The following is a 19506-nucleotide window of genomic DNA, read 5'->3' as shown; positions in this document are numbered from 1 at the left end:
CAAAAATGTTTACATTAAGCTACCTTCTCAAAGCGACTTAGCGTATTATTCGACTAATATAGTTTTTCCTTCTTTGAGGATGTATGCGTCTAGATATTCACTGTGCTGATCGAATTGGTATTGCCCAAGAAATCCTTAATATATTAGTTAACTACAGCGTTGATTTAAAAGGGATTGAAGTCGATTCTGTTAATTGCCGTATGTATGTGAGCTTTCCTGAAATTGAATTTGAACAATTTCAAAAAATCATGCCTTCGATACGTTTAATAGATGGCGTTCATGATGTGCGTACTACTGCATTTTTACCCTCAGAACGTGAGCACAACGAACTAAATACATTACTGCGTGCATTACCCGATGGTGTTATATCAATTGATGCTAAAGGTTGGGTACGTTTATGTAACGACGCCGCATGTAAAGACTTACAACTTATCGAAAAAGAAGTTATCGGGGCAAACATTAATAACTTGCTCAAAGGGTTTAACTTTACGCGCTGGTTAGAAGGCAAAGAGGTGCTTGGTCAAACCACACGCGTTGAAGTTGCTGGTGAAGACTTTATTGCCGACATTTTACCTATCGCAGTGCCGCAAGGTGGCGAAGGTGATGTACTTGCCGGTGCAGTTATTAATATTAAATCGCAAAGCCGACTAGGGCAGCAAGTAAGTGCCTTTAGGCGCTACGGGCAAGAAAGCTTTGCAACTATTCACAATTTTAGTACCGCGATGCGTCGAGTTGTGCGTGAAGCACGTAAAATGGCGCAATTAGAAGCTCCCATTTTAATTACTGGCGAAACAGGTACGGGTAAAGAGTTACTCGCTCGAGCTTGCCACTATGCATCTAATCGTTCTGTTAAGCCTTTTATTGCGCTTTCTTGTGCGTCACTTCCTGATGATGTTGCTGAGTCTGAATTATTTGGCTACGCCGGATATGAAGAAAACACAGCGCCTAAACGTGGCGTATTAGAACAAGCTGATGGTGGTACTGTGTTTTTAGATGAAGTTGGCGAAATGTCGACTCAATTACAAACTAAGTTACTGCGCTTTTTGCAAGATGGCACGTTTAGAAAAGTGGGCGATGAAAACGAAGTTAAAGTAAATGTACGCATTATTGCAGCGACTCAAAAAGACTTACCAGCAATGGTTCAAGAGGGCGTCTTTAGGGAAGATTTATATTATCGCATCAATGTGTTAACCCTTGAAATAGCGCCACTAAGAGACCGAAAAGCTGATGTTGGGCCGCTGGCTGAGCATTTTATTCAAAAGTACGCACAGCAAAATGGTCATGCAATTCCATTGCTTTCACAAGAGTGTTTAAGCTTTTTACAGCAATACCCTTGGCCTGGGAATGTACGCCAGCTCGAAAATGCAATTTACCGTGCAGTATCATTGTTGGATGACAGTGAGCTACGTGTAGAGCATTTACAGTTGCCTACTTTTACTCATGACTTAGGGTATTTAGAATCAGACTTTGAAGGCTCCTTAGATCAAGCAGTAAAACGCTTTGAAGCTACTTTACTTCGTAAGCTTTATCCTGCTTATCCAAGTTCACGACAGTTGGCTAAGCGTTTAGGCTTAAGCCATACCGCAGTGGCAAATAAATTGCGTGATTACGGTATTAACCGTAAAACCGTAAAGGTGTAATAATAAGTTTCATGGGCACTAGTTTTTAGTGCCCATATTTTTAGTAACCCCATCTATAGCTATTGTTTCTATACCGCCCTCATTAAAGTTCATCACTATACTTGCGTTGTTACGGGTAAAAAAGTAACTACGACCATTGAGTTCAATAACATAGTCACCTTTTACCGGATCGCTAAACTGCTGCTTTTTTAATACAACGTTATGATCGCCAATGTGCCATTCAAACTCTTTAATAAAGCCGTTGTTAAACTCCTGTACCCATACTTGGCTATCATCTTTAGCAAGTGTGATTGCAACAGAGTAAGAGCTAGGAATTTTCTCCATATTGTAACTTTTTGAGCCTATACTGAATTTTTCAGCTTGTTGCTGCCATTTAAATCCAAATTCAAATTCTTTAACTACGCCAGTTGGGTAAGTTACAGTTCCTTTGCCTGGTAATGAAAAATCGGCAAGCGCACTATAGCTAGGTGCTAACAACACAATGCCAGCAATAACATTAATATTTAATTTCATGATTTTACTTTTTATTATAATAATGATTTAAGATTAAATTAGAAAATTCGTGTTAGCAAGTGGCTGTGCTACACTCGTGTAAAATTAACTGGTAAGACCTTTGTTGTGAACCTATATATTCGACTTTTATTATTATTTTTTAAAATTAAACGCAATCAGCATTATCAAGATTTACTCGATACAGTAGATATTGATTACAAAGCGTTGCCTACTGATTGCGATATTAATATGCATCTAACAAATTCTCGCTATCTTGCGATGATGGATTTATCTCGTACGTGGATGATCGAAAGAATTGGCTTATTAAAACAAGTAATGAAACGTCGTTGGTTTCCTATAGTAAATGCCACAGCTATTACTTATATTCGTGATATTAAGCCTATGCAGCGTTATACAATAAGCACTAAATTAGTGGGCTGGGATCATAAATATTTTTACATAGAACAAAAGTTTCATTCAGAGCGTGGCTTACATGCTGTTGCATATGTACGAGGTGTGTTTAAAAATAAAAAAGGGATTGTAAGTATTGAAGAAATGCTTGAAGTAGCTGGTTTTGAAGGCCAAACTCCTATTTTACCAAGCGAAGTTATGCACTGGAAAGAAATGCTAGAGCAGAAAAAAATAACTAACCTACCTAAGTAGCTCTAACTCATATAGGCGCTTAGCGCCTATTTATGCCTTTACGTTTAACTTACCTTGAAAGTCTTGCCATCCAGGTGGAAATTGCCCTCTTAACACATACGAAAAAGCAATTAACTCGGCAATCACATAATAGAGCTCTTTGGGTATTTCTTCACCAAGTTTTAAGTGTGAGAGTGTTTTAGCGAGCGCCTCATCTTGGTGGATCATAATCCCTTTTTGCTTAGCCGCTGTTATTATTTCATCTGCTAATTCACCAAAACCTTTTACACTGACTGTAGGTGAGTTGCCTGCTTCGTATAAAAGACCGATGGCTGATTTATCGTTAGATACATTGCTCATAATTAAACCTTAATGTTAATAATGGCGTGAGATTTATAAAAATCGCTGTGTTTAGCATCGCCTCTTTTTAAATTTAGTTCACCTACTTGTAAGCCGTGCTTAGCCAGTTTTGAACGTAGGTTATCTAAATGCGGGTGAGCAATAGCACTTACCTCTTGGCTTGAGGCGAGTAGCTGGCAATCAAGTGCTTTATCCATTAACTCTGCCGTTATTTGTAGTTGCCCAAGTTGCGCGTAATCAAAATTTAGCCTTACAAACCATACATTTTTATCTTCTAATTTATCTGCACTTGGTTTTTTATATTGCCCTAGGGTTATTTCGGTTTGCCCAGCTTCTGGTGGCAGTTTCATAGGAAACAAAAACTGCGCTAGCGGGTTTGTATCAATTTGTTGATTAGGAGTAAGCGCACTAACTTGAGTAAGCGTGTTTTTTACTTGTACTATTTCGCTTGCCAATGCTTGTACTTGAGCTTGTTGTAATTGCTCAAGTATTTTGGGGCCAGTATTACCTGTTTTAAATGTAGGGATGAGTACTTGCAGTAGGGCATCTAAACCAGTTTGATTATTAAAGGTCAAAGGCGTGACTGATTGGCTAATAATAGGGGCAGCTAAAATACTAACAGCCACTTGCTCAAGCCCTTTACTAAAGCTACTTTGCAATGATTCGCTTGAAAGCAATGTTGGCTGTATGGTTGCTAATATCTCACGTTGAACAGTCGCAGGATTTATATTGCTACTCGATACCATTCTATTAAATGCCTGATTAACTAGGCGAGTTAGATCAGGAGTGTTCTGTGTGGCTTTATGTGCTATTTCTGCAATTTGGCTACTTAGCAAAGGTTTATCAGTCACTATATTTGGCGCTGTTACTGGTAAGCTTAATAATTTACTGAAAAGCTTAGCTTCAATAGGCTGTAACATTTGGCTTCGTGAAGGCATTTCTCCGGGTAAAAATTGTTTAACGCTCACTTGAGTTGACTGTGACATTGATGGTTTTTGGTTATCAGCCACAGCAGCTGGTAGCTGACTTTGCAAGCCTTGTAATGTTTTAGGCTGCAGTTCAGGGATTTTTGTAATTAATGGTGCGGCCTTTTGCTCAACAGCAATTTTTTCATCAACGGGTTTAGTTATTGCGGGTGTGTGAACTGTGTTTTGTTGTAGCGTATTTAGAGGTATTTGGCTTGGTTGAGCGATGTGAGAAGAGGATTGCCAAACATTTACACTTGCTTTAACTAACTGTGTTAACTGTATTAAAGCAGGTAGTTGATTAAAGTGTTTTTGTAATGGTGCATCTGGGCTTTTAATTTTATTTAAAGCGTTATCTACATGTTGAGTAATGTTTGTTTGCGTTATTAAAGGCTTATCTAATTGTTTTAAAGCTTGAGTTAATGTGGTTTGGTTTTGCTCAGTGTTACTTGCGGCTAATGAGGGTTTTGAACTGTCAGTAAAAGGTCTGCTTTCAAAATATTTAACCGCGTCGTTAATGCGGGTTTTAAAATCACTAAAGCTTGTTTGTAGCCACGACTTTATAGGGCTGTTCGTGCCAACTAAAGGGCTTAGCGTATTGTTTAAAGCCTCAGATGGTAAAGCGCTTGGTTGAGCACTCACAATGTTGTTAAACGCCTTAGTAAATGAGTTATTAAGGGTTACTTGCATTGTGTTTATTTGTGTTTTTATTAAAACTTTGTCGGCATGATTGGACAAGCCTACTTTTAAAGCGGTGTTTGGCAATTCGCTCACTTGTTTGTTATTTAAAGGTATTGTGAATGAGCCCTGTTTTTTTGGATGCGTTAAAATAGCAAGTTTGGGTGCTGTTTTTAGTTCAGCACTTGGTAATAAAGCCGTTAGTAGTTTAGCTAATTTTGTTTGCGCTAAGGGCTGTGAATGCACGGTATCTGCAAATCGATTTACAACATTAAGTTGAGCGCCTTTATTATTTGTACTCACAATTATTTTTAAAGGTTGCTCCGATGAAAGTATTTGCGCCACATCTTTATTTATAGCAATACTGGCATTGAGCTTTTCAATAACTAGCTTAGGTGAAGGCGAAAGCACTATTTGTGCTGGCATAGGTTTGCTCTCTACCTCAGTGCCTGTATTTATGTAATTAAGTAAACGCTGTAATTGCGCAGGCTGGTTTAATGACATTGTTGTATTATTTGGCGTTATAGTGAGTTGTTTACCATCGAGGCTTAATTGAATATTTGCACTTGCTATTTTTTGGGTACTTGGTGCTTCACTCGAGGTGCCCAATCTAATTGTTTGCCAATGTTTATCTACAAATACATCAAGCGTGATTGAGCCTTTACTAAATTGAATGTTTTTGGCCGCAATAACCTCATCTGGTAATTGTGTTAATTCATTAGTGTGCTTGTTGGTCGTTTGATTGTTAACCAATGAATTAGATAATGTTATTTGCGTTGGTGTATTCATTATTTTAAATCAAGTTTTCGTTAATCGATTATAAAGCAATATTCGTATTACCCTATCATTATGGTAGACTAACGCCTAATTTTTGGCATAGAGAATCGTCATCTTGTTACACATTAAGTCCGTCACCTGCATCAAGCAAGATCGTTGTTTGTTTGCGGATCTTAATTTTAGCCTTAATAGCGGTCAAATCATGCAATTAGCGGGTCCTAATGGGGCTGGTAAAACATCGTTATTGCGTATTGTCGCGGGTTTTTCTGTGCCTGACGAAGGCGCTGTTTTATTCAATCAGCAGCCAATTAATAAGTACTATGAAGAGTATGCACAAGAGCTGCTATTCATAGGTCATAAAACTGGGGTTAATACGCAGCTCACCGCAATTGAAAATGTACAATATTGGTTGCAAATTAATGGCTATCAAGACACTCCCGATTTATATCCTATTTTAGCAAAGCTTGGCTTGGTTGGCCTTGAAGACGTGCCGGTAAGAATGCTCTCTGCAGGGCAGCAAAGGCGCGTGGCGCTGGTACGGTTATGGCTAAGTGATTGCAAACTTTGGGTATTAGATGAGCCATTTACCGCCCTTGATAAAAGCGGCGTAGCTTACTTGCAGCAACGCTTTGGTGAGCATTTAAAAACCGGTGGCGCTATTTTATTAACGACCCATCAAGACTTAACCACTCACTTTGATAACTTGCAAACGGTTACGTTGGAGTATCGTCACTAATGACTCGTCAACACTCTTACTGGCAGCTATTTAGCGCGGTATTTAGTAAAGATGTAAAGCTTGCATTTCGCCAGCGTGCTGAAATAGTTAATCCTATTTTATTCTTTTTGATTGTTATTTCGTTATTTCCGTTAGCAATTGGGCCTGAGCCCGGTCTACTTGCGAGAATGGCTCCCGGTATTATCTGGGTTGCAGCGCTACTTTCTACCATGCTTGGGCTCGATAAGTTATTTAGAGATGACTATAACGATGGCTCATTAGAGCAGTTAATTGCCTCTTCTTACCCGCTATCTTTATCAGTTTTAGGCAAAGTGGCTGCGCACTGGGTTGTAACAGGGCTACCACTTGTATTAATGACTCCGCTTTTTGCCTTATTACTAAATTTAGAAAGCCAATCATTACTCGCAACCGTATTAACATTATTATTAGGTACGCCATTATTAAGCTTTATAGGCGCAATAGGTGCGGGCTTGACTGTAGGATTACAAAAGGGCGGCATTTTAATGAGTTTACTGGTATTGCCTTTGTATATTCCTGTTTTAATTTTTGCAACGTCTGCTATCGACACCAGCTCTATGTCGCTGGATTATAGTGGGCAGCTTGCCATCCTTGGTGCCATGTTAGTTATTGCTATTATAAGTGCGCCAATTGCCATATCGTCAGCTTTAAAAGTGAGTGTAAGTTAATGTGGAAGTGGTTACATCCCTATGCTAAAGCGGAGCGTGCATATCAGCTATGCAATACGTTACTGCCTTATTTTGCCGTCGTTACGGTTATTACTATGATTGTTGGTTGGGTTTGGGGGTTAGGTTTTGCGCCTGCGGATTACCAACAAAAAGATAGTTACCGTATTATTTTTATTCATGTGCCTTCAGCTATTTTATCCATGGGTGCGTATTCATCAATGGCGATAGCCGCAATTGTTGCACTTGTTTGGCAGTTACGTAATGCAGAACTTGCAGTAATTGCTATTGCGCCAGTAGGGGCGTGCATAACTGCCATTGCACTTATAACCGGTGCCGCATGGGGTAAACCTATGTGGGGAGCATGGTGGGTATGGGATGCACGTTTAACTTCAGAGCTTATTTTATTGTTTTTATACTTGGGAGTGCTTTCGCTTTACCATGCTTTTGAAGATAAAAAATCAGCAGGTCGTGCGGCTTCAATTTTAGCCATTGTAGGGGTTATTAACTTACCTATTATTCATTACTCAGTAGAGTGGTGGAACACGCTACACCAAGGTGCAACTATTACAAAACTCGACACAAAAGCAATTGACCCTAGTATGTTTTGGCCACTCATGGTGAACATTTTAGCGTTTGCAGCATTTGTAGGTACTGTGACTTTAATTCGTCTTAAAAATGAAATTTTACAACGTGAAAAGCATCGCCCTTGGGTGCGAGCGTTGTTAAATAAGGGGTAGTTATGCAGTTTGACTCTTTTTCAGATTTTATTGCTATGGGAGGCTATGGATTTTATGTATGGCTTTCTTTTGGTACATGCGCACTTATTTTACTCGGTATTTTATTAAACTCTCTTAGAGACACTAAACGTATTATGGCCTCTGTAGAGCAACAAATAATACGCGAAGAAAGAATTAAAAAAGCTAAGCAGGAACAAACATCATGAACCCACGACGTAAAAAACGCCTATTAGTGATTATTGCCGTACTGTTTGGTATAGGTACTTCTATTGGTCTTGTATTGTATGCACTACAAGAAAATATAAACTTGTTTTATACACCAAGTGAATTAATTGACGGTAAAGGCCCAAATAAAGAAAAGCCATATATAGGTCAAAAGTTAAGAATTGGCGGTATGGTCGTGCCTGGCACTGTTGATCGAAACGAGCAAAGTTTACAAGTAAGTTTTAAGCTCATTGATACAGGCCCATTAGTAACGGTTCGCTATCAGGGCATTTTGCCAGACTTATTTCGCGAAGGGCAAGGGATTGTAGCGCAAGGTGTTTTAGTTGAACCTAATGTAATTGAGGCCTTTGAGGTGCTTGCAAAGCATGATGAAGAATACATGCCAGCAGAAGTTGCTGAAGCAGTAAAAGGCATCAAGCACGAAAAACCAAAATACAACCTAGATAGCGGTAGTTAATATGATCCCAGAACTTGGTTATTTTTCTTTAACGCTTGCCATGGTGCTTAGCGTTTTACTGTGTATTTTTCCGCTTTGGGGCGCGCATACCGGTAATCTTCGTTTAATGCGTGCAGCCCCTTCATTAGCTGTTGGGCAATTTGCTTTTGTACTACTTTCGTTTGCAGCGCTTATTTATGCCAGTTTAACGGATGATTTTACCGTATCGTATGTGGCGTATCATTCTAGTAGTACATTACCTTGGTATTATAAAGTTACCTCTACCTGGGGTGGCCATGAAGGCGCCATTTTATTGTGGCTAGTTATGCAAGCAGGGTGGACCGCAGCGGTCGCTGTGCGATCTAAATCGCTGCCGTGGGTACTACGTGCGCGTGTACTTGGTGTGCTTGGGTTTTTAGGTGTAGGTTTTATGATGTACACCTTATTACTTTCAAGCCCTTTTGAGCGTTTATTACCTTATTTTCCGGTTGAAGGGCGCGATTTAAACCCGCTACTTCAAGACCCAGGAATGATTATTCATCCTCCATTACTGTACATGGGTTATGTTGGGCTATCGGTTGCTTTTTCTTTTGCTATTGCCGCACTTTTAACAGGCAAGCTTGATAACACGTGGGCTAAATGGTCACGCCCATGGACAATGACCGCTTGGGGGTTCTTAGGCCTAGGTCTTACTATTGGCAGTTGGTGGGCTTATTCGGAGCTTGGCTGGGGCGGCTGGTGGTTTTGGGATCCAGTAGAAAATGCAGCGCTGATGCCTTGGCTTGTAGCCACCGCATTACTGCACTCGTTAAGCGTAACCGAAAAACGCGGTATATTTAAATCCTGGACGGTATTATTAGCAATAGCTGGTTTTTCATTAAGCTTGTTAGGCACCTTTATTGTGCGCTCGGGCATTATTGTATCGGTGCATGCGTTTGCTACAGATCCTGATAGGGGCTTATTTATACTCGCCTTTTTAGGTGTTGTTGTCGGTGGCGGCTTAGCCTTGTATGCACTGCGTGTATCGCAGGTATACAGCGAAGGTCGGTACAAGTTTGTATCTCGCGAAGTCGCATTGTGGCTTAATAATATATTTTTAGTGGTTGCTACATTAATTGTTATGTTAGGTACGCTATTACCTATGGTCCATAAAGAAATGGGCTTAGGTAGCATTTCTATTGGCGAACCGTTTTTTAATAAAATGTTTGCAATTTTATTAGTGCCTTTCGCTATTTTAATGGGAATAGGGCCATTTTTACGCTGGAAGCAAAATAAATGGGCTTTTTTGCAAAACAAAATTTTAATGGGTGTATTAGCAAGTGTAGTAATAACCTGCACTTGGTTATTCTCAAGTTACGAGCTCGTAAAGCCACTTACATTATTAGCGACAACGCTTGCAGTTTGGGTTGCTGTATCAACAGGGATTGATATTTACACCAAAGCAGCTGTGCATGGCACCTTAATAGAAGGGTTAAAACGCTTTACTGTAAGTTATTGGGCTATGGTGCTTGGGCACATTGGTATTGCATTTATTATTGCTGGTGTATCACTTACGTCTGCTTATTCAGTTGAACGCGATGTATCAATGAAACCAGGTGACATAGCTCAGCTTAACGAATATGAATATCGCTTTGATGGCGTTAAGACTATTAGAGGGCCAAACTACAGTGGTCATGCAGGCGTTGTATCAGTTCTTAAAAATAATGAGCTAGTAACACGCTTACACGCAGAAAAACGTAAATATGATATCGGAATGCAATTTATGACCGAGGCTGCAATAGATGCTGGTTTTAAACGTGATTTATATTTAGCGTTAGGTGAACAGCTTAGCGGCGATGGATGGTCACTTCGAATTTACCATAAACCATTTGTTCGCTGGATTTGGATTGGTGGTGTACTTATGTCATTCGCAGGGTTTATGATTTTATTTGATAAACGCTATCGTACATCAGCTAAAACAGCGCGTAAGGCTGAATCGGAGAGTGCTTTATGAATCGTAAACTTTTAGCTATTGCACCGCTTTTAGTGTTTGCTTTTGTATGTGTATTTTTATACCAAGGGTTATTTGCAAACCCGCGAGAGATTCAAACTGGGCGACTAGGCCAAGATATGCCAGCGTTTAAACTGCCTGATTTAATGCAAGACGACAAACGCTGGACTAACGAGTCGTTAAAAGGTGAGGTGTATTTACTTAATGTGTGGGGCACATGGTGCCCAACATGTTTGGTAGAGCTTGGCTATTTAACTAAGTTACGTGAGCAAGGCGTTAAAATTATTGGTCTTTATTATGTACAAGGTTACGACGCTGACTTTGATGGCCCATTTGATATGCAGGCTTTGCGCACAGATGTAACAGATATGCTTGGTCGCGCGGGTGATCCGTACCAATTTAATATTTTAGACTTGCACCGAACGCTTTCGCTTGATTTAGGCGTGTCGGGTGCGCCAGAAACATTTTTAGTTGATAAAAATGGCAAGATACTACTGCATCATACGGGCGATATAAATCCTCGGGTATGGCGCGCTAAATTTGCACCCGTTATGCAGGAGCTAAATTAATGAGATTTTTTCTATTAAGCCTTAGTTTTTTTATAAGCATGGCCGCAAACGCTGAACTTGATCGTTATCAGTTTGATAATAATGAGCAAGCAGTGCGTTTTGAAGAGTTAACTAAAGAGCTTCGCTGCCCTAAATGCCAAAATCAGAATATTGCTGATTCGGATGCTGTTGTTGCTAAAGATTTACGCGACAAAGTTTTGGTACTTGTAAAAGAGGGCAAAACAAAAGACGAAGTAATTGACTACATGATTGATAGGTACGGCTACTTTGTTCACTACGATCCTCCTGTTACACCGGCTACGCTCGTGCTTTGGGTATTACCAGTACTCATAGTGATTATTGGTTTTGGCTTTATTGTAATTCGTCAGCGTAAAGCGTCTGTAAAGCAAACGTGGAGCAGTAGCGATGAAGCATTGCTTGCAAAGCTAATCGCTGATAACAAACGTCAGGAGCAAAGTTAATGATTTTAATGTGGGCGTGTTTTGCTTTACTCACACTAATTGCTATCGCATTCGTGGCGTTACCTTTTTTACAAAAAGAGCGAGTGCAAACTATTACGCACAACGCTAATGCTGAGCTTATCAGTATATATGAGCAACGTTTAGTTGAATTACAAACCGATTTAGATAACCAACGTATAGATTTGAAAAATCATAATGAATCGGTTATTGAGTTAAAACGCCGTTTGCTTAACGAACTATCACCTGAAAAATCGTTAAACAGCAAAGGTAATAACCGTATATTTGCATTAACGGGTGCTGCTTTTGTTATTGCTTTAACCGGTGTGTTTTATACATTTACCGGAAGTGAGCAACAAATTTCTGCATGGCATGATGCAATGGACAATCTTGCTGATTACGGTGAACGTGCTGTTATGCAAAAAGGAGAGCCACTTAGTCAAAACGAGCTACAAGCATTTGCTTTAGCACTTAGAACAAAGCTTAGCCAAACAGGCGATGATGAAGTTGCTTGGATGTTATTAGGCCGCGTTGCTATGTCACTTAATGAGTTTGATATGGCGCAGCAGTCGTTTGATAAAGCACTGCGGATGAACCCCGATAACATGCAAGTGTTAATAAGCTACAGCCAAGTTTTATTACTAGAGGGCAGCGAAGCTAATATGACCCGTGCAGCGGGTATGCTTTCAAAGGTATTAAAAGTTGAGCCTACTAATTTAGATGCAATATCGTTATTAGCGTTAATAGCTTATGAGCGAAAAGATTGGCCTCAAGCTAAAGCTGCGTTTGAAGTGCTTCTTGCCAGTATGCAAAAAAATGATACACGTTATGAAATGATAGCAGGTCGTATCGCTGATATTGAACAGCAAATGCAAGCAGAAGGCTCTGTTTTACCCGTTACAACACAAAGCGTTATTAACGTAACAGTAAAACTAACTGATGAGCTTAAACAGCAACAACCAGAAAATAGTATTTTATTTGTGTTTGCAAAAGCAGCGCAGGGCTCGCCTATGCCGCTTGCTGTTGTAAAGCTTAAAGAGTATAGCTTTCCAATGAGCGTGCAATTAACAGATGCGAATGCAATGGTTGCTGGGTTAAACTTATCAAGTGCACAAGATATCGTTATATCTGCGCGAATATCTAAAGACGAATCGGTTATGCCAAGCTCGGGTGAGCTTGAAGGGCATTCAGATAAACTAACACGTGAAAATGTAAGTGACTACACACTTACAATTGATACATTAATACCTTAAGGACATTAGATGTTAAAGCATAGTTTTACTTTTTTGTGTTTACTGATACTTGCAGGCTGTGCGCAAGTACCAGAAAATAAAGTGGATGAACGAGATCCACTACAAAATATTAACCGTCCATTGTACGACTTTAATATGGATGTTCTTGATGCCTACATTCTACGTCCTGTCGCTGTAGGGTACGTTGAAGTAACGCCTGTCCCGGTTAGAAATTCAATTGTGAACTTCACTGATAATATTTCAGCACCAGTGGACATGATTAACGCTGGCCTTCAAGGTAAACCAGGCAATGCAAGTGTGAGCCTCGCCCGCTTTTTAGTGAACTCAACTGTAGGTATATTTGGTATATTTGATGTAGCCAGTTCACTAGGTTTGAATCATGTAGATGAAGACTTTGGACAAACGTTAGGTGTGTGGGGCGTAGGAGACGGCGCCTATTTAATGCTGCCTGCAATGGGACCAACAACTGCACGTAACTTAACAGGTGACGTAGTTGATAACTTTGTTTTACCTGAAGTAGCGCTTACTACACCACAAACTATTTTAGTGTTTGTATTAAAAGCTGTAGAAGCTAGAGCGTCACTTATCCCTCAAGAAGGCTTATTAAATGATTCACTTGATCCGTACCTTTTTGTAAAAGATATTTATTTTCAGCGTCAAATTTATGAACTATATGACGGTAACCCGCCGATCAAAGAAGAACCTGAAGACTTTGATGAAGACTTCTTAGAAAGTCTATAAGCGTAATTATGGCTTAAGTGTTTAGCTAACCATAACTAAAATGCCAGCAAATATGCTGGCATTTTTAGTTTCAAACTGCAGGTTATTTTTCGTTAACCATTAACTGCATTTGCTCACTTACCCAGCCTAGGGCTTCATGATAGGCGTCGGGTACTTTATCACCAAGGTTAAGCTCTTTAGTAAGCGCATTAGCGGCTTCCCAATTTGCTTGCTCATAATATTTAACAAGGTTTAAATATTTAGCTAGTAGCCCTTCATCTTCCAATAATGCCGCTTTAATATCGTTAGAAAGGGGAAGTTTTTTCATTACGCTTTCCATGCTTTCATCTAATATGGCGTCCATTAGCGACATCATGCCGGTTAAAAAAGCCATACCGGTATCTTTAAATTGACCATGAGATATTGCAAGTAGCTCACCAAAGCGAGCACGAGTAAGTGATAACCTAATTAGCTCTACAGGTTTATCGGCAGACACTTGTGCGGCAAACAGTAGCGATAATAACTTTTTAATTTCGTTAGCGCCTAAAACAATAAGCGCTTGTTTGATAGTGCTTATCTCTGCGCGTCGGGCGAATGCTGCTGAGTTAGAATAACGAAGTAACTTGTACGATAGATTTACATCTCGCTCAAAAACATCTGTAATTTTTTTAAGATCCATATCAACGTTAGAAGTTTCGTATAAAAGCTCAGCTAAGGCCATCTCTGAAGGTGGCAGCGCTTTACTTTGCACCATTTCAGGCTTTGAAAAAAAGAACCCTTGAAAGTAGTCAAAGCCTAGATCTAATGCTTGCTCATATATGTCGTATGTTTCAACTTTTTCGGCAAGTAACTTAATATGTGGATACGGTTTTAAATCGTTAATTATGGTTTTTATTGTATCTACATCGCACGATAAAAAGTCTATTTTAATAATATCTATAAACGGATAGAAATGACGCCAAACTGGCTGATGAATGTAATCATCTAATGCAATTGTATAGCCTTTATCTTTTAAGTCTTTAACAATCGCTAATAAGCGTTTGCCGGGCTGTATGGTTTCGAGTATTTCTACTACAACAGCATCTTTACCTAGCATGCTAGGGTAACCTTTTAGCAAGGTTTCTAAGGTAAAGTTAATATAAGCAGGCTTGTTATCGGTTAAATCTTCAAGACCAAAGTTAAATTGGCTACCTTCAATTAAACGAGTTGTTGCTTCATCTCCGTCTATGTCTGGGAATACGTTATCAACGCCATCACGAAATAAAAGCTCATAACCAATGAGTTCTTTTTCTCGATTTAATATAGGTTGGCGCGCGGCGTAAAAATACATAAACAGTTCCGTTAGAAGTAATGTCAGTAGGTATTGTAATAATATATGGCAAAAGATTCAAAATAGCATTACTAATATTAGTGAGATTAAGAAGTTATCATTAATAATTAGGGGTTTTATTTACTTATTTTAATTTGTTTTTGTTATTTTGATGTAAAAATATGCAATATGAATATTTTTAAATCAAGAAAATGTAACTAGTTGGAGATCTACTTAAAAGGCATGATATAGTCATCGAGAATGGTTTTTACCCCAATAGTGTCTTAACTATAAAACTTTAAGAGTCATTATTCGGATTAAAAGCCTGTTATTTAATTATTGTGCGGAGGCTAATTTGGAAACAGGAATGATTATTTCACTAGCGTTATACTTTATTGTAATGTTAGGTATCGGACTATATGCATATAAACAATCTACAAGTGATGTCTCTGGTTATATGTTAGGTGGACGAAGTCTTTCACCAAGTGTTGCGGCGCTATCAGCTGGTGCGTCAGACATGAGTGGTTGGATTTTAATGGGTCTACCAGGCGCGATGTTTGTTACTGGCTTTAGCAGTACCTGGATTGCTATTGGACTTGTAATTGGCGCTTGGCTTAACTATCTGTTAGTTGCACCTAGATTGCGTGTATACACAGAAAAAGCTAACGACTCTATCACCATCCCGGATTACTTCTCAAACCGTTTTAACGACAAATCTAACTTACTACGTGTTGTATCTGCTGTGGTAATTATTGTTTTCTTTACTCTTTATACTTCGTCAGGCGTTGTGGCCGGAGGTAAATTATTTGAAAGTTCATTTGGTTTAAGTTACGAGATGGGCCTCTATATCACAACAGGTGTTGTGGTTTTATACACTTTATTTGGCGGCTTCTTAGCTGTGAGCTTAACTGACTTTGTGCAAGGTTGTATTATGTTTGTTGCACTTATTTTAGTGCCAACGGTTGCATATTCTTTACTAGAACAACCACTTGAGTCTACCTTACACAGCGTAAACCCAGATATGCTTAACTGGATAGGCGCGGGCTCTGCATTAGGCATTATTTCAGCAATGGCTTGGGGTTTAGGCTACTTTGGTCAGCCACATATTATTGTTCGTTTTATGTCTGTGCGCAGTGTTAAAGATATGCCAACAGCTCGCCGTATTGGTATGACGTGGATGATAGTTGCCGCTATCGGTGCTGTAGGCACTGGTTTATTTGGTGCAGCTTACACATACGAAAATAATATTGTTGTTGATGATCCTGAGACAATTTTCTTAATTCTTTCAGAGCTTTTATTCCACCCATTAATTGCTGGCTTTTTGCTAGCTGCAATTTTAGCTGCAATTATGAGTACAATTTCTTCACAATTACTGGTTAGTTCAAGTTCTTTAACTGAAGATTTTTATAAAACATTTTTACGCAAAGAAGCAAGTGATACAGAGCTTGTAACTGTTGGTCGTATTAGTGTTGCAGCTGTTGCTATATGTGCAATTTACCTTGCATACGACAGAGATAGCTCAATCTTAAGTTTAGTAAGTAACGCGTGGGCGGGCTTTGGTGCTGCATTTGGTCCACTTGTATTATTTAGCCTTTACTGGAAGCGTATGAACTTTGAAGGTGCGCTAGCGGGTATGTTAGTAGGTGCTGGAACGGTATTGGTTTGGATATATTCTCCATTTACTATTGATGGACAAAGCTTGAGCAGCTACATGTACGAAATTGTACCTGGCTTTATTTTAGCAAGTATTGCAATTGTTGTTGTTAGCTTAGCGACCAAAGAACCAGAGCAAAACATCACTGCTTTATTTGATGAAGTTGAAAAAGAGCTTTAATAATTAGCTAATCTATTTAGTTTTTTATAGAACAAACGAAAGGCCAGAGGTGCAAACTTCTGGCCTTTTTTATATTCAACATTTGCTAATATTAATCTGCGTAATACTTATACTAATTTGCTCAATTAATTCCAATTGGCAATAATATTTAGTCAATCTGAAAGATTAAATCTGACGCTAATTACGTTAAACATCTCTGATATACGACTTTATGGATGCAGGAATTGAAACAATTTCAGGAGCAATTACCTGAAACGATTAAATAACACCTTTGCATGCCGACAGCTGCGTTAATTAACTTACAATAGAGCGTTTTTGGTTATTAAATTCGCTTTCTTTGACTGAAAACGCTTGCTTGAGAACAATACATTCAATAGTTGAGTGTTTTAAAGTGTAAGTAAATCTCTTCACTAAATTTTAAGTTGTACAGAGCTTTAAATTTTATTTTATTGTAGTTAAACTGCTGCCTTATTTTTGAGCTATTAAATAAGGGGAGTAGCTTTGTTATTTGCTTTAATAAGCTGTTTATTTATTGCTGTGATGTATTTTGAAGCCATTAAAAAAGGCATGCCAGTAAAGCGCTGGTTATTGTTAGGTGGGGCCTTAGGACCTTTAGCATGGTGTTTGTTTAACCTACATTATCGCAGAGCTTTACTGCGCAATATAGGCTTTAGTGGGTGTGTTTGGCGCCCTTAATTAACGATTGAAATCGCTTTTTTTTGCTTTGTAATTAAACTAGGCGCTGCTTTGGTTTGTTGTTGTTTTAAAAACTCAGTAAATTCGTCTTTTGATAATGGTTTAGAGTAGTAATACCCTTGAACCGTTTCACAGTTTAGTTTTTTAAGTATTTCTATTTGATCTGCTTGCTCTACGCCTTCTGCAACAACATGTAAGTCTAAGTTATGTGCAATGGTGACGATTGAGTCGACCATATTGCGGCCACGCTCAGTTTTCATATCATCTATAAATGCTTTGTCTACTTTTAAAGTATTAAGCGGAAATTGCTCTAAATACGCTAAAGAAGAGTAGCCCGTGCCAAAGTCATCCATTGCTAAATGAATACCTCGCGCGCTTAAAGAACGCATAATAGCTATAGCATCTTTAGGATCATCCATTACAGTGCCTTCGGTTATCTCTAGTTCTAAAAAATAAGAAGGCAGTTCATTTTTTTGTAAAATGACATCAATACGCGAGGTTAAATCAGGTAAGCTAAATTGCTTTGCTGATAAGTTAACAGCCACTCGGCCGCTAAATAAGCCATCATCTAGCCATTTTTTTACATCTCGACAGGCTTTATTTAAAACGACTTCACCAATTTCAATTATTTGTCCGGTTTCTTCGGCTATAGGTATAAATACACCTGGGCTAATAATACCTTTTTTAGGTGTGATAAAGCGTACCAATGCTTCCATACCGGTTAGTTTTCCGGTTCGAATATTCATTTTAGGTTGGTAATACACTTCAAAGTGATCTTCTTTTAAACCAAAGCGCATTAAATTTTCTATTTGTAGGCGCTTAACTGCTTGGCGGTTCATGGTGTCGTTAAAAAATAAGTAGCTATTACCTTTCTTTTTAGCGTGATACATCGCGGTATCGGCATTTTTTAATAAAAGCTCTGGTGTATTACCATCTTCGGGAAATAACACAATGCCAACACTAGAGGTAATTGCCAGTTCGTGGCCAGCCATTTTAAATGGGGTGGCAATAGCAGCTAAAAACTGTTTTGCCATACGCGTGATGACATGTATGTCGTTGGTGTCTGACATAACGAGTGCAAACTCATCACCACCTAAACGATAAAACACATCGTTTTCTCGTGTTAATTTGTTTAAACGCATCGCTAATTTAGCTAATAAACTGTCGCCAAGTTGATGGCCTAATGAGTCGTTAATTTTTTTAAAGTTATCTAAATCAAACACTAAAAGAGCATGATGAGAATTTAGTTTTACAAGCTTTTGTAGGTCAGTAAAAAATAAGTTTCGGTTAGGGAGACTCGTTGTACGGTCTCGGTTTGATAAATTATGCAGTTGCGACTCAGCTTTTTTTCGCTCAGTTAGATCCGAGTAAACAATTACATAATTAGTTATTTGATTTTGATCGTTTTTAATTTCATCTATCGAAATTTCGATTGGCAATAAAACTCGCTCGCTATTACGTAGTTTTACTTCTTGCTGAATGTGTTCGTGCTCTTTAACAATGTCAATAATTTTATCTGTATAGCTTTGCTCATACCCAGATAGACTGAAGCCTTTGCCTAGGTATTGCTCGCGCACGCCACCAAATAAAGTTAAAAAGCTGGGATTTATATCGACTAATTTAAAGTTTTTGTCGTAAATAGCGAGTGCATCAGTGAGCGACTCTACGCATTTAGCAAAAAGGTTTAAGCGCTCTTCAGTGGATTTTAGCTGTGAAATATCGCGTACAGTGCCGGTCATTCTTAGGGGAGATAAATTGGCATCTTTTTCAATTATTTTCCCGCGGTCAAGAACCCAATGCCAGCGACCAAATGTATCTTTAATTCGATAGGTTGCTTCAAAAAAAGCAGATTGCTCAGCAAAATGGACTTTTAATAAATGTTCAACGTTGTTTATGTCGTGAGGGTGTATAAGACCTTTATTTGGCGGAAAACCCATCAACGTTGTTGAGTCCATTAAGTATTTGTCGTTAATACGAATAACTTCGCCTGTTTTAATATTCCAGTCCCAAAGTGTATCACCGCTGCCTTCAACGGTGCTTTTAAGGCGTTTTTCAGAGAGGCGAAGTTGGCGGCGTGAACGTCTAAGCTTATAAATAACAAATAACAGGTACGGTAAAGCAAGCGCTATAATAGCGCTTGCTAGTATGAGGATATTGTCTGAGTTGTAATTAAATGAAGACTCAAAAGCAAAAAGCTTAAATGAGTAAGCAAGTACTACAAGCATGCTTAATTTTATTATTGTTGTTTTTATCATTTGTTTTATTACTTCTAATTTACAAATGATAATTTAAAACAAGCTCAA

General features: G+C 38.8%; 19 protein-coding genes. 14 read left to right on the top strand and 5 right to left on the bottom strand.

The features are described from left to right. Positions 1 to 83 precede the first annotated feature (83 nt). Positions 84 to 1640, top strand: coding sequence for a transcriptional regulator TyrR (gene tyrR, locus CWC11_RS08045; protein ID WP_104642247.1), 1557 nt, complete (start codon positions 84 to 86; stop codon positions 1638 to 1640). Positions 1641 to 1658: 18 nt separating this feature from the next. Here tyrR and CWC11_RS08040 read toward each other — a convergent pair whose 3' ends face one another. Continuing rightward, positions 1659 to 2153, bottom strand: a complete 495-nt coding sequence (locus tag CWC11_RS08040) for a hypothetical protein (protein WP_138682266.1) — start codon at positions 2151 to 2153, stop codon at positions 1659 to 1661. Positions 2154 to 2258: 105 nt separating this feature from the next. Here CWC11_RS08040 and CWC11_RS08035 point away from each other — a divergent pair, with 105 nt between their 5' ends. Continuing rightward, a complete protein-coding gene (locus CWC11_RS08035) occupies positions 2259 to 2795 on the top strand; it encodes a thioesterase family protein (RefSeq protein WP_104642249.1) in 537 nt (178 codons plus the stop codon). A 30-nt stretch (positions 2796 to 2825) separates the two neighbouring features. Here the strand turns inward: CWC11_RS08035 and CWC11_RS08030 are convergent, their stop codons facing one another. Both CWC11_RS08030 and fliK read right to left on the bottom strand, forming a co-directional pair. Then, complete coding sequence (locus CWC11_RS08030) at positions 2826 to 3134, bottom strand: EscU/YscU/HrcU family type III secretion system export apparatus switch protein (protein WP_138682265.1); 309 nt, start codon at positions 3132 to 3134, stop codon at positions 2826 to 2828. Between the two features lie 2 nt (positions 3135 to 3136). Beyond that, positions 3137 to 5566 (bottom strand): flagellar hook-length control protein FliK, encoded by a 2430-nt coding sequence (gene fliK, locus CWC11_RS08025; RefSeq protein ID WP_138682264.1) that lies wholly within the window; start codon positions 5564 to 5566, stop codon positions 3137 to 3139. 103 nt (positions 5567 to 5669) lie between these two features. Between fliK and ccmA the strand changes: the two genes are divergently transcribed. From ccmA to CWC11_RS07975, 10 genes are read left to right on the top strand one after another with little or no spacing between them, the layout of a single operon-like run. Further along, positions 5670 to 6290, top strand: coding sequence for a cytochrome c biogenesis heme-transporting ATPase CcmA (gene ccmA / locus CWC11_RS08020; protein ID WP_104642251.1), 621 nt, complete (start codon positions 5670 to 5672; stop codon positions 6288 to 6290). Continuing rightward, positions 6290 to 6976: a heme exporter protein CcmB gene (gene ccmB, locus CWC11_RS08015; protein WP_104642252.1), complete on the top strand. Its 687-nt coding sequence runs from the start codon at positions 6290 to 6292 to the stop codon at positions 6974 to 6976. Before ccmA ends, ccmB begins: the two co-directional genes overlap by 1 nt. Next, on the top strand, positions 6976 to 7713 hold the full coding sequence (locus CWC11_RS08010) for a heme ABC transporter permease (protein ID WP_058547366.1): 738 nt from the start codon (positions 6976 to 6978) through the stop codon (positions 7711 to 7713). The genes ccmB and CWC11_RS08010 overlap by 1 nt, the downstream gene beginning before the upstream one ends. Before the next feature lie 2 nt (positions 7714 to 7715). Continuing rightward, complete coding sequence (ccmD, locus tag CWC11_RS08005) at positions 7716 to 7919, top strand: heme exporter protein CcmD (protein WP_058547367.1); 204 nt, start codon at positions 7716 to 7718, stop codon at positions 7917 to 7919. After that, complete coding sequence (gene ccmE / locus CWC11_RS08000) at positions 7916 to 8395, top strand: cytochrome c maturation protein CcmE (RefSeq protein ID WP_138682263.1); 480 nt, start codon at positions 7916 to 7918, stop codon at positions 8393 to 8395. The genes ccmD and ccmE overlap by 4 nt, the downstream gene beginning before the upstream one ends. 1 nt (position 8396) lies before the next feature. Then, entirely contained in the window at positions 8397 to 10367 is a 1971-nt protein-coding gene (locus CWC11_RS07995) for a heme lyase CcmF/NrfE family subunit (protein WP_138682262.1), read from the top strand. Further along, positions 10364 to 10933: a redoxin family protein gene (locus CWC11_RS07990; protein ID WP_138682261.1), complete on the top strand. Its 570-nt coding sequence runs from the start codon at positions 10364 to 10366 to the stop codon at positions 10931 to 10933. Before CWC11_RS07995 ends, CWC11_RS07990 begins: the two co-directional genes overlap by 4 nt. Beyond that, positions 10933 to 11394, top strand: coding sequence for a cytochrome c-type biogenesis protein (locus CWC11_RS07985; protein WP_058547371.1), 462 nt, complete (start codon positions 10933 to 10935; stop codon positions 11392 to 11394). Before CWC11_RS07990 ends, CWC11_RS07985 begins: the two co-directional genes overlap by 1 nt. After that, the gene (gene ccmI, locus CWC11_RS07980) at positions 11394 to 12644 is read left to right on the top strand and encodes a c-type cytochrome biogenesis protein CcmI (RefSeq protein WP_138682260.1); all 1251 of its coding nucleotides are present in this window, start codon (positions 11394 to 11396) and stop codon (positions 12642 to 12644) included. The genes CWC11_RS07985 and ccmI overlap by 1 nt, the downstream gene beginning before the upstream one ends. A gap of 9 nt (positions 12645 to 12653) precedes the next feature. Beyond that, a complete protein-coding gene (locus CWC11_RS07975) occupies positions 12654 to 13385 on the top strand; it encodes an MlaA family lipoprotein (RefSeq protein ID WP_058547373.1) in 732 nt (243 codons plus the stop codon). A gap of 82 nt (positions 13386 to 13467) precedes the next feature. On the opposite strand, the gene CWC11_RS07970 is transcribed toward CWC11_RS07975, so the two are convergent. Continuing rightward, complete coding sequence (locus tag CWC11_RS07970; protein WP_138682259.1) at positions 13468 to 14694, bottom strand: EAL and HDOD domain-containing protein; 1227 nt, start codon at positions 14692 to 14694, stop codon at positions 13468 to 13470. Between the two features lie 334 nt (positions 14695 to 15028). On the opposite strand from CWC11_RS07970, the gene putP reads away from it, so the two are divergent. Together putP and CWC11_RS23290 are read left to right on the top strand one after the other, a co-directional pair. Next, positions 15029 to 16507: a sodium/proline symporter PutP gene (gene putP / locus CWC11_RS07965; RefSeq protein WP_138682258.1), complete on the top strand. Its 1479-nt coding sequence runs from the start codon at positions 15029 to 15031 to the stop codon at positions 16505 to 16507. Positions 16508 to 17008: 501 nt separating this feature from the next. After that, a complete protein-coding gene (locus CWC11_RS23290) occupies positions 17009 to 17203 on the top strand; it encodes a hypothetical protein (RefSeq protein WP_138682257.1) in 195 nt (64 codons plus the stop codon). Here CWC11_RS23290 and CWC11_RS07955 read toward each other — a convergent pair. Further along, positions 17200 to 19458 (bottom strand): sensor domain-containing protein, encoded by a 2259-nt coding sequence (locus CWC11_RS07955; protein WP_138682256.1) that lies wholly within the window; start codon positions 19456 to 19458, stop codon positions 17200 to 17202. The genes CWC11_RS23290 and CWC11_RS07955 overlap by 4 nt on opposite strands. Positions 19459 to 19506 lie beyond the last annotated feature (48 nt).

It is taken from the genome of Pseudoalteromonas sp. S3178 (assembly GCF_005886985.1).
Lineage (GTDB): Bacteria > Pseudomonadota > Gammaproteobacteria > Enterobacterales > Alteromonadaceae > Pseudoalteromonas > Pseudoalteromonas carrageenovora.
This window is presented reverse-complemented; position numbering and strand designations above follow the sequence as displayed.